Source organism: Glaciimonas sp. GG7 (genome assembly GCF_052976905.1).
The window spans coordinates 1-11,191 of the sequence record NZ_JBRIIQ010000119.1 but is presented as its reverse complement, the minus strand read 5'-3'; the positions used below and the strand labels follow the sequence as shown (position 1 = coordinate 11,191).

Below are 11,191 nucleotides of genomic sequence, written 5' to 3'. Positions count from 1 at the left end.
GGTCTTGCCAACGCCAGAAGTACCGGCCAGCATAAATACACCGATTGGTTTATTCGGATTATCCAGACCGGCACGCGAAGTCTGAATGCGCTTGGCGATCATTTCCATCGCATGGTCTTGCCCGATGACACGCTTACTAAGTTGTGAGGCAATATTAAGAATGGTTTCCATCTCATTTTTCGCCATGCGCCCGACCGGGATGCCGGTCCAGTCGCCGACTACGGCGGCCACGGCCTGATAATCTACCGTGGGCAGAATCAGCGGGGTTTCACCCTGCAGGTCGCTCAGTTTGGCCTGCACCTCTTTGAGCTGCGCCATCAAGCTGGCGCGCTGCTCCTGCGTCAGTGGTGCAGTAACATCCTTACTATCCATGCCATCACGCAACTGTCCGCGCAGCGACAGCAACTGGTCTACCAGCATACGTTCGTCGTTCCAGCGTGTTTCAAGCCCGGCCAAACGCGTGCGTTCGATAGCCAATAAATCGTCGGCGTCGGTGGCGCGCTTGCCGATATCGATACCGATTGCGTTTTCACGACCGATGATCGCCAGTTCGACTTCCAAGGCTTCGATACGCTTGCGGCTATCGTCTACTTCCGCTGGCATCGCGTGCAGACTGACGGCCACGCGTGCGCAGGCGGTGTCGATCAGGCTCACCGATTTGTCGGGTAGCTGACGTGCCGGAATGTAGCGTTGGCTCAGCTTCACCGCCGCTTCCAGTGCTTCGTCGAGAATCTGTACCTTGTGGTACTTCTCCATGGTCGAGGCGACGCCGCGCATCATCAGGATCGCGCGTTCCTCGCTCGGCTCATCGACCTGAATACTTTGGAAACGGCGCGTCAGTGCCGGGTCTTTTTCGATGTGTTTTTTGTACTCGGCAAAGGTGGTCGCGCCAATAGTGCGCAGAGTGCCGCGTGCCAGTGCTGGTTTTAAAAGATTGGCTGCATCGCCCGTACCGGCTGTGCCACCCGCACCGACGAGCGTGTGGGTTTCGTCTATAAACAGAATGATCGGCTTCTCGCTAGCCTGTACTTCGTCGATGACCGAGCGCAGGCGCTGCTCGAATTCACCCTTCATGCTGGCACCGGCCTGCAGCAAGCCGACATCGAGTGTCAGCAACTGCACGTCTTTGAGTGACGGCGGCACGTCGCCACGCCCGATACGCTGGGCGAAACCTTCGACGATGGCAGTCTTGCCGACGCCCGCCTCGCCGATCAAGATTGGGTTGTTCTGGCGTCGGCGCATCAGGACATCGACCATCTGGCGGATTTCTTCGTCACGCCCGACGATAGGATCCATCTTGCCGCTCCGTGCTTGTTCGGTCAGATCGACTGTGAATTTTTTCAGGGCTTCCTGCTTGCCCATCATCACCGGGGCCATAGCATCGGAGGTGGCGGCGGCACCTGAAAAGCCGTCAGTGGCGACCATCTTCGCTTCCGGCGAGTCGCTTAGCAAGGCGACAAAATTGTCAGTCAAGTGTTCAAGCTTGATTTTCCCGAACTGCTTCGACATCCCGTATAACGCATTGCGCAGGCTCGTGGTTTTCAGCAGACCGATCATTAAATGGCCCGAGCGTATCTGTGATTCACCGAACATCAACGTGCCATACACCCAAGCTCGTTCGACCGATTCTTCCAGCTGCGAAGACAGATCGGTGATAGCCGTGGAGCCACGCGGCAGTTGGTCCAGCGCTGCCGTGAGATCGTGCGCCAGCATGGCCGGGTCGAGATCGTACTGACGAATGATGCGCACCAGATCGGAGTCCTGCAACTGCAGAAACTGATGCATCCAGTGCACCAGTTCCACGTAAGGATTACCACGCAACTTACAAAACACGGTGCTGCTTTCGATCGCCCGATAACACAGGCTATTGAGTTTTCCAAACAATGCAGCACGATTGATATCCGCCATGATTTTCCTTATTAACTTGGTTGGATCAATAATTGATCCGGGTCGTGTTGCGGTGCCGTGCTAGTGAGCCAGCTGGTCCAGCCAAGCCGCGTGCCGCCCATGTCGGCAGCGCCGAGGCGCAGCGACGGTAGTTCCTGTTTATCAAGGACCAGTCGTACATCCCATGCCAGAGCCAAGCCAGTGTAGCTACGGACCCAGGCTTGCAGGCGGCGCAGACTGTCGCCGCCAGGCAGCAGACGCTGATAGTCGGCATACGGAAGCCGATCAAAGACGATGCGAAATTTGTTTTGGCAATCCCAGACGCTGCGCCCCAGCACCATCGTGCTGCCAAGCCGGTTACCGTTATAAAGATGGCCAATGCGGCTGTGCGTTTCTGGCGGCAGGCGCATCCAGTGACCGACAAATTGTTCGATGTGTAGCGGCAACTTGAAATAGGCTCGCAGGATGCACGCCAGACCTGAGGCCGGGCGGTTGCGGCTAGCCATCAGCCCGGCAAAATGTAGCTTGGCGAAGTCGCTGAGCTCGTCGCGCTCGCGCAGCCCTGGCGCGCCGATACCGAACAAACTACCGACGAACATGGAATAGCGGTCGGCGTCGGCCCGGTCCAGACTGATGGTGGGCTCGGCACTTGCGCGAGCACGATAAAACAGCGCCAGCATACGATGATGGAACACGTCGAGGAAGGCCAGCATGGTGCCGTCACCACCATTACGCAGGCGTTCGCGTACGTATTCGGTCAAGTGCGTCGGCAGTGGACCGTTGGCACCCAGCAAACCAAAAAAATTCACCGCCAGACGAGCGCGTGATTGCGCTGTACTGCGTGTGAACTGACCCAGCGCGGTGGCGTGAAAAATCAACGCCGGGTCTTGGCCGAAACGCACCGTATCGTCGCGTGGGCGCAGCGATGTACCAATGCGCGGTAGTTCAGGATGGGCATTCTCAATGAGCCGCAATGCCTGAAAAAAATCCATCCGCGCAGCTTTCCGTTCGAGTTCAAGCTCGAGTGCTACAGGATCGCGCATACGCCCTCCCGTGCCGGCCAGCGCATAATCTCGCCGCGCGCCAGTGTCTTCACCACCGTTTCCGTGAAGGTGTTGATGGAGACATACTGGCAAAAAAACTGGCTCAGAACAGCACCCAACAAAAATGCGCCGCTGCCTTCGAAAGCGTCGTCGTCAAACGTGACACTGATTTCGATGCCGCGCCCAAAAGTAATCGGACCCGGTGACGGCATACGCCGCGTCACCGGTCTTGAGGTGATCGAGCGCACGCCGTCGATCTTGCGCTGAGCGTTCACGTCACCGGGTGGGCAATAGAGGGATAGCATCTCGCGCAGAGCGAATGCGCCTTGTTGGGGATCGCTATCGACCAGCGACAGGTAATTGAGCGACAAGTGATTCAGCAAACGCCAGGCGACACTGCCTTCGGCGAACGAGGGATGCGGCTGGCTAGGGCCGGTCAGGCAGCGCACCGCCAGCAGCGGTGCACCCGAGTCGAGTACAAAATCGGTCTTACCAATACCGAGCGACATCGCCAACGGCAGGTCGCGGTTGGTGCACCAGACCAATAAGCCAAGTTGGCGCAATTGCGCACTATACGGGGCCTCGGCTGCGTCGACGATGGAGATGAAGGCTTCGCTGCCGATGTAACCAGAGCGGGGGCCGTCGCGGCGCTGGCGCTGCGAGATCGTCCGCGGTTCGCGGCGTATCTGGAAGAAGGCTTGCTCCTGGTGCGCAGCGGCAACGTCCTTGGCCTTGTAAAAGGGCTGGAATACCTGTTGCGCCTGATTGCCGCTACCGTAACCGGTCACCGACGCGATTTGATATACCTCGTAATCCATCGGCCGGGTGCGGTCTACCAGTACGTGATATTCGAACTGTTCGTCAGTGACGTTAATACGATCAGCGTGGCGCTGGAACAGGTTCACCACCGGTGTGCAGTGCAGCGCAAAGTTAGACGCGTTAAGCGTTTTTTCCAACTGCGCGTTGGCCTCATTGAGCAAAATGGTGACATCGACTTCCGTGTCTGCACACTGACTCAACGCAGCACGCAGGCCGCTCAGTTCAACAAATTGGTAACGCTGCGGGAAGGCGAAATACTCTTGCAACAAACGATAGCCCTGAAAGGTACGCTCGCCACTGGGTAGTAACGCCTCATCCTCGGTGAAGCCGAGCGGGCGCACTGCGCTTTTTGGTAACAGGCGATGCCAGGCAGCCGGGCGACTGACGGGTGCCACCAGTACCGCCTCGACATGACCGAGCAGTTTTTCGTAGATACGTATCGGCATATCCTCGGCCCCGCGCAGGTGAAGACTCAGCGCATCAATCGGCAAATCTTTGAATGCGATACCGCCACTGGTACGCAGGCGCAGCCGAATACCTGCCTGTACGGCAGGCGGCATGACCACATTCAAACCGGCCTGAGCACCACCGTGAGTAAAAAATTTGGCCTCAACGAGCTCGATTGGCCACAACGTGAGGTCATGGCCGCTGCGGTATTCGCAAGCGGTGTTGTCGCCAGCACCCAGCACGCTGCGCAGAGCGCTACCGCGCGGCACCAGGTACCCTTGCTTCAGACCAGGGTTGCTAAGATCGGGCTGCAACTGAACCACCGACATCGATGGCGTCGGTGCCAGAAAATGCGGATACACGAGTTCAGAGAGATGTTGGGTAAACCGCGGGAACTCGGCGTCGATCTTCATCTGCACGCGCGCGGCCAGGAAACTAAAGCCTTCCAGCAAGCGTTCCACGTAAGGGTCCGTACATTCGAACGCATCGAGACCGAGGCGACTGGCGATCTTCGGATAATCCTGAGCGAACTCGCCACCCACTTCGCGCAGGTGCTGTAGTTCCTGACTGTAATACCTTAGGAAGCTCGGGCTCATGTAACGCTCCGTGCACTAATTTCTGTGATCACGACGCAGTCGCGTTCCAGATCGAGTTCAGTTTTCAGATACAGGCGCTCGGGATAAGGCTGGGTCCACAGATCGGCCTCTATCTCGAAGACCATTTTGTTGTAATCGGCCTTACCGCCAGCGAGCGCACGCACACTCACCGAGGATGGGATCAGGCGCGGCTCGAAGTCCCAGATCGCCTGGCGAATGCCGCGTTCGAGCTGGTTCAGGTTCAGACTTGCCACCTGAATACTGGAGATGTCCGGTACCCCGTAGTTGACAACCGAGTTGGCCACGTGCGGCATTTTTTCCATATTCATGACAGATAACAAGTTGGTGGTGTTAAGCAGCCACGCGAGGTCGCGCAGCACACCCTTACGCAGGGTGCGTAACGACAGTACGCGGTGTTCGCGCGACTCGACCGTGCTCGTGGGATCGTCGTCGCTGAGACGGTCCAGCAGAGACGGCTGAAGCCGTTCGCGTGATGACAATTCAACCATGTGCTATACCAACATTCCGATTTAATAGTGGAACAGGCGGCCACATTATGGCCGCCTGACCAAGACAATATCGCGCCCGGCCAGATCTGTGTTTACCGCCGCTTTCGCGCCATCTGGCCAAACGCAAGCAGGACTACTTAGGAGTCGGCGACATTACCGGCGATATCCCAGGCGAAGTCCTTGACGGCCCCCGCTGAGCCTGTGCCAGTCTGCGGTGTGTAGGAATATTTCACCTTAGCAAAATTGAGCGTCACGTTTTCGGTGAGCCGATCTTCACCACCACTACCGCCAGTTGAAACCGATGTGACCAGCACTTCCTTGAGGACGATGGCGATATACGTCTTCTGTCCCTCGCCAGCCTTACGTACCAGCAGCGTCACCTCAGGTACATGCGTGCCCTTTGCCAGCGAGACCATCAGCGCGTTGCTGGACGAGTCGACGTATTTTGTGAACGACAAGTCCTGAAAATTGGCCTTGCCAGCACCGCCGCCCTGCCCCATGTGGGTAGTGCCGGACTGCGACATACCCCAGCTCCAGGCCAGTACATCGATATCACCTTTTTTGCCCTGAACACTATCGGCCGATTCGCCAACAATGTTGGCGCCCATATTGATGAACATATCTAGTGCCATAATTTCCTCCTGAGTGTCGGCATCATGCCGACGGGGTTGTGAAAAAATTGTTTAGGACTTACGCATAATCATTCCAGCAAGGCAGACTTTTGATGCCAGTACGAACGTACGGCTAAGCGGGCGTAACGCCGTTGGGGTGATGTTGCGTAAGTCCTGGTGTTTAACTACCTTTGGCCGATGGCAGCTTGGAGACCAAGCGTAGCGACACGGTCAATCCTTCGAGCTGATAATGCGGACGCAAATAAAATTTAGAAGCGTAATAGCCAGGATTGCCTTCGACTTCTTCCAGTACCACTTCAGCTGCAGCTAACGGCTTGCGTGCCTTGGTGCCTTCACTGGAGTTAACCGGATCGCCATCGACATAATTGGTGATCCAGTTGTTGAGCCAGCGCTGCATCTCGTCACGTTCCTTGAACGAGCCGATTTTGTCGCGCACGATGCACTTGAGGTAATGCGCGAAGCGGCAGGTGGCAAACAGATACGGCAAACGTGCGGCCAGATTGGCGTTAGCCGTGGCGTCAGGGTCGTCGTATTGCGCTGGTTTATGCAACGATTGCGCGCCGAGGAAAGCAGCAAAATCGGTATTTTTCTTGTGTACGAGCGGCATAAAACCGTTGGCGGCGAGCTCAGCTTCGCGTCGGTCGGAAATGGCGATTTCGGTTGGACATTGCATTGCTACCCCGCCATCGTCGGTCGGGAACGAATGCACGGGTAAACCTTCGACCGCGCCGCCTGATTCAATACCGCGGATACGTGAGCACCAACCAAACTCTTTGAACGAGCGGTTAATGTTGACGGCCATCGCGTAAGCCGCGTTGGCCCAAGTGTAATTTTTGCTACCGGCGGCGGAGGTATCCTCTTCAAAATCGAACTCTTCCACCGGATCGGTCTTGGCACCGTACGGCTGGCGCGCCAGGAAACGTGGCATGGCAAGACCGACGTAACGCGAATCTTCGGACTCGCGCAACGAGCGCCAGGCGGCATGTTCCGGGGTCTGGAAAATCTTCGTCAGGTCGCGCGGATTCGACAACTCTTGCCACGACTCCATCAGCATCACCGACGGCGCAGCGGCCGAGATGAACGGAGCATGCGCGGCCGCAGCCACCTTCGCCATACCGGTCAGTAGCTCGACGTCCATCGCGCTGTTATCGAAGTAAAAGTCGGCCACGATAGCGCCGAATGGTTCACCTCCAAACTGACCAAATTCTTCTTCATACATTTTTTTGAAGATCGGACTTTGGTCCCAGGCTGTACCCTTGAATTTCTTGAGCGTCTTACCAAGATCATTCTTTGAAATATTGAGCACGCGGACCTTCAACGTTTCATCGGTCTCGGTGTTGTTTACCAGATGGTGCAGACCACGCCAGGCACCTTCGACGGTCTGAAATTCGGACGTATGCAGGATCAGATTAATTTGTTCGCTGAGCTTGTGGTCCAGCGCTGCGATCAAGCCCTCGATGGTCGCCATCACATCGCCCGAGATGATGTTGCTATCGACTAAGGCCTGCTCGGCCAGAGTACGCACCGCGTTCTCGACGGCTTCCTTGGCCTTATCTGATTGCGGTTTGAATTCCTTTTGCAGAAGGCTACTGAAGTCGCTCATTTCGAGCGTGCCGGTGGCCTCTTGCTTTTCTGTTTGATTCAGTTCAGCCATAGTAATTCTCCAGAATGATCAATTATTCGTCTTGCGATTTCGGTGCCGATGTCAGCGCCTGCATCAGGATCGGTTCGCTCAGTAGTTTGGCGATCAAATCCTCCGCGCCGGTCTTGCCATCCATGTAGGTCATCAAATTGGATAACTGAGCACGCGCTTCGAGCAGCTTGTTCAGTGAATCTACTTTGCGCGCGATGGCTGCCGGGGTGAAGTCATCCATACTCTCGAACGTCATCTCGACGCTCAGGTTGCCCTCGCCGGTAAGTGTGTTGGGCACCTGCACGGCGACACGCGGCTTCATCGATTTCAGACGCTCGTCGAAATTATCGACGTCGATTTCAAGAAATTTTCGATCGAACACTGGCATCAGCGGATCGGCTGGCTGACCAGACAGATCGGCCATTACGCCCATCACGAACGGCAACTGAACTTTCTTTTCTGCGCCATATACTTCGACGTCGTATTCGATCTGTACGCGCGGCGCACGATTACGTGCGATAAATTTTTGACTGCTTTCTTTGGCCACGATAACTACTCCTAAAATTGAAAAATACGATGTTCGTTTATTCGCCCCGCGTACTACTTATGCTTATCAGTACTTAGGATAAATACTATGATTCCTCCTCCGCTCCGCACAGGAACCGGGCCTGTTGAAGACCATCAGGCGAGAGGTCTTGCAGGATTTCCATAAAGTTTTTTGGCACCAGACGTCTGGCACGCAGAAACAGCAGCGGCAACGGACTCGATGGTTCATGCTGTTCGTAATAAGCGATCAATTTATTCAACATCCGCACCACATCTTCACGACTCAAAATCTCGTCGCTGGTGCTATCAGATCTTCGTGCGTTTGCGACAGCAGGCGCGTCACCGACAGCTACAAACCCACCATCAGTGGCCTGCTTTTTTTCCTGGCCGACAAGGACGTCTCGACCAAGTTTGAGCATGCGTGTCAAGCCGTCCAGGTTGAGCGCATGCGCATGACCAACCCGCTGTACCAACACAGTCTCGATATTGACCGCACTGTCATAGGCACAAGCGAGTGCCTCGTGGGCCGTCGCTATCGCATCCCCATCAACATCGCACAAAGCGCGTTCGATCGATTCCATGCTGACTTTATCTTGCCCTTCGGGAGTCGCCAGTTCGCCGCTGGCAATGTCGAGCAAACGCACACTCAACGGTCCCAAGCCGGGCAACATGATGAGCGTAACGTCTCTCAGTTCCTTAAGCACAGTGGCGCGGTCGGTCAGAATTGCCAGCGAATTAATACGCGGCGTGGGATCCATGTCGTCATCGGCGTCGAGCATCGGATGCACGCTGTCCCAACGCTCCTCAAGCAAGCGTTCGATCAGATACAAACTATCTTTCAGGCCAGACACGCCCAGCAAATTTAAGTTGGCGCGCAGCAGGAAGACCACCAGACGCAAGTCGCGACTGCGCTCTAACAGCTGCGTCGCCACGCGATGAATGGACTTCCATTCAGGAGCAACAGCAGCGGTAATAGTGTCCCCGTATTGCACCTCTGGTTTGCCGATGACATCTTGCTCAAGCGCGACAAAATCGGCGTCGTATTCGAGATTCGGCCCGCACGGGGCGTCGGCAGCGAGTTCATGCAAAAAATTATCACAATTGTTAATACTCATACTGATTCATCTCTCAACTGATCGTCTCACCGAAACAAACGACGCTATTACTTATCGCAACCCACGCGCAGTCTTGGCTTAACATGTTTTTCAGATGTCAATATATCCGCACAACAACAAATGGTCTGTCCCCATTTTTGGCGACAGACCGTATATTCGGGATAGAACTACTCACACTTTCTTTATGGCACTATCCGCACCATCGAATTAATGTGGATAGAAATGATGGTCGAGCGCAGCATCGCAGCGGATCACCTATCGATGCATTGGGGAGGGGCGCTGAAATTGCTACCGCTGACAAATGGTAAATTTCGTCAACAGAAACACCCAGCAGAGTGTTGTTGAAAATAGGTGTATTGCGATATAAAAAAGCCAGAGGTCGTGCGGTTCTTGGCCAACCGATGTCTGAGATGGCACGCCACAAGAGATCGCTGCACGAGGTCATCAAAATGAAAATGAGTATTTTTTCGGGCTACTGTTTTGTTCATTTTCGCTTGTTCATCTTCGTTAACGCGACACGACTATTTATTTCTTTCCACTGTCATTTCAAATCCAATTTTTTCAGGAGTCAGTATGTCCGATCATGCAATCATCATTACCTGGCGCGATATGGAAGGCCGCGTTTTGCCTCATTTTATTGCCAGAGCGAATTTAAAATACAAAGGTAATCTGCACCTTCTGTATTTTGACAATGCATCAATCAATCAAGAACTGAAAAGTGTCGTCGCTACCATTGGGAAGAATGATCGGCTGAAGATTTTTATTTCTGGGCATGGCGATACCGGCATGCATTACATTGGGGACAATTCCCACACGCGGCGTAAGAGTGTCGATGATCTGGTCGATATGCTGAAGAACGCGCTGATGCAACGTGATACGAGTAAGGCTGCCAGCGCGCTGACCCAAGTCAATATGGTTTCCTGCCTGTTTGGCCGCACCTCCGACGGCAGCGCAACTTCGACGCCTGCGGCAAAATTGCATGAAGGGCTGGCCACTGCTGGTGTATTTGTCGATCTGGTGGCGCGCACTGAATCAATTATGGCCATGCCTGAGGGGCGCACTACTCTTTCAGAATTAAGTGGAAAAATATCGATACCTGTTCACGGTAGCCCTAAGAGTTTTATCATCCCTAAAGCAGCCTATACCAAAATGTTGTACACCTACTTTGACAACGCGCGCGTCATCAAAATGGCTGCCTATGATCCGAGTGATACCTTTATTGAAACCAGCACGCTCGATGGCCGGCGTATTTTATGGGCCGATTACGCGGTCACACAACTGGTAGATACGTTGCAACTGAAGCACGGCGGTCTTCGGAAACAAGAGCCGTTGGATGTGATCGATGAACGCGAAAAAGTGTTTGTCCAAATACTGACCCGGTACGACACGCGTAGAAATCCAGAAGAACTCAAGCAGAGTCTGCAAACACTGGTCGATGGAGATGGTCACCAGACCAGCACCAATTTCAATCTGCACCGCAATTTTTTTTCAAAAGTATTTTCATCCGCGCTGCCGAAAAAATCCGTTCTCATAAACGAATTGCTAACGATGTATCCGACATGACGAGAAATAACCATGAGTCTGTCGGACTTAGTAGCTACACGGAGCATTCGCGCACGGTCTGAAAATAAAATTTTCATCTATCCACGTTAATCGGACAGAACCACAACTTTTACTCATCATCAATTTTTAGCACCACTATTTTAAAAATAATCATGACTATACTGACGATTTATTGCGTTGGTACGGGATCAAATAGCTTCGACGCATCAAGATGGACGTGTGAAAAATCTGAGTTAGACGAGCCAGATCCGAATATGGCGACTTAGCCTTGTTGAATTTGTATAACCAAATGTTAACTGATAATAAACAGTACCTAAACATACAAAGTTGATGGAACATGTTAAAAGGGTACTGTCAACTTAACGAAAAGTCAGAAAATTTTACGACTGAAAGTGGGTATC

General features: G+C 54.0%; 9 protein-coding genes. 1 reads left to right on the top strand and 8 read right to left on the bottom strand.

Annotated features, from left to right (window positions below; all coding sequences use genetic code 11):
* The 8 genes from ACVBEF_RS18790 to tssA form a co-directional block, all read right to left on the bottom strand.
* The coding region (locus tag ACVBEF_RS18790) for an AAA family ATPase (RefSeq protein ID WP_447125446.1) at positions 1-1,908 on the bottom strand (1,908 nt) is incomplete at its 3' end.
* Between the two features lie 11 nt (positions 1,909-1,919).
* Complete coding sequence (tssG, locus tag ACVBEF_RS18785) at positions 1,920-2,930, bottom strand: type VI secretion system baseplate subunit TssG (RefSeq protein WP_447125445.1); 1,011 nt, start codon at positions 2,928-2,930, stop codon at positions 1,920-1,922.
* The gene (tssF, locus tag ACVBEF_RS18780; RefSeq protein WP_447125444.1) at positions 2,915-4,792 is read right to left on the bottom strand and encodes a type VI secretion system baseplate subunit TssF; all 1,878 of its coding nucleotides are present in this window, start codon (positions 4,790-4,792) and stop codon (positions 2,915-2,917) included. The genes tssG and tssF overlap by 16 nt, the downstream gene beginning before the upstream one ends.
* The gene (tssE, locus tag ACVBEF_RS18775; RefSeq protein WP_447125443.1) at positions 4,789-5,301 is read right to left on the bottom strand and encodes a type VI secretion system baseplate subunit TssE; all 513 of its coding nucleotides are present in this window, start codon (positions 5,299-5,301) and stop codon (positions 4,789-4,791) included. Before tssE ends, tssF begins: the two co-directional genes overlap by 4 nt.
* 137 nt (positions 5,302-5,438) lie before the next feature.
* A complete protein-coding gene (locus ACVBEF_RS18770) occupies positions 5,439-5,933 on the bottom strand; it encodes an Hcp family type VI secretion system effector (RefSeq protein WP_447125442.1) in 495 nt (164 codons plus the stop codon).
* 160 nt (positions 5,934-6,093) lie between these two features.
* On the bottom strand, positions 6,094-7,587 hold the full coding sequence (tssC, locus tag ACVBEF_RS18765) for a type VI secretion system contractile sheath large subunit (protein WP_447125441.1): 1,494 nt from the start codon (positions 7,585-7,587) through the stop codon (positions 6,094-6,096).
* A gap of 22 nt (positions 7,588-7,609) precedes the next feature.
* Positions 7,610-8,113, bottom strand: coding sequence for a type VI secretion system contractile sheath small subunit (tssB, locus tag ACVBEF_RS18760; RefSeq protein ID WP_447125440.1), 504 nt, complete (start codon positions 8,111-8,113; stop codon positions 7,610-7,612).
* A gap of 85 nt (positions 8,114-8,198) precedes the next feature.
* Positions 8,199-9,227 carry a type VI secretion system protein TssA gene (gene tssA / locus ACVBEF_RS18755; protein WP_447125439.1) on the bottom strand — a complete coding sequence of 343 codons (1,029 nt, stop codon included), beginning with the start codon at positions 9,225-9,227 and terminating at the stop codon, positions 8,199-8,201.
* Positions 9,228-9,800: 573 nt separating this feature from the next.
* On the opposite strand from tssA, the gene ACVBEF_RS18750 reads away from it, so the two are divergent.
* The gene (locus ACVBEF_RS18750) at positions 9,801-10,790 is read left to right on the top strand and encodes a hypothetical protein (RefSeq protein WP_447125438.1); all 990 of its coding nucleotides are present in this window, start codon (positions 9,801-9,803) and stop codon (positions 10,788-10,790) included.
* Positions 10,791-11,191 lie beyond the last annotated feature (401 nt).

Excerpts from the sequence above, each read along its gene's own strand:
- tssC (WP_447125441.1), bottom strand. The coding sequence starts at position 7,587 with ATGGCTGAACTGAATCAAACAGAAAAGCAAGAGGCCACCGGCACGCTC.
- tssA (WP_447125439.1), bottom strand. The coding sequence starts at position 9,227 with ATGAGTATTAACAATTGTGATAATTTTTTGCATGAACTCGCTGCCGAC.
- tssE (WP_447125443.1), bottom strand. The coding sequence starts at position 5,301 with ATGGTTGAATTGTCATCACGCGAACGGCTTCAGCCGTCTCTGCTGGAC.
- ACVBEF_RS18770 (WP_447125442.1), bottom strand. The coding sequence starts at position 5,933 with ATGGCACTAGATATGTTCATCAATATGGGCGCCAACATTGTTGGCGAA.
- tssF (WP_447125444.1), bottom strand. The coding sequence starts at position 4,792 with ATGAGCCCGAGCTTCCTAAGGTATTACAGTCAGGAACTACAGCACCTG.
- ACVBEF_RS18750 (WP_447125438.1), top strand. The coding sequence starts at position 9,801 with ATGTCCGATCATGCAATCATCATTACCTGGCGCGATATGGAAGGCCGC.
- tssG (WP_447125445.1), bottom strand. The coding sequence starts at position 2,930 with ATGCGCGATCCTGTAGCACTCGAGCTTGAACTCGAACGGAAAGCTGCG.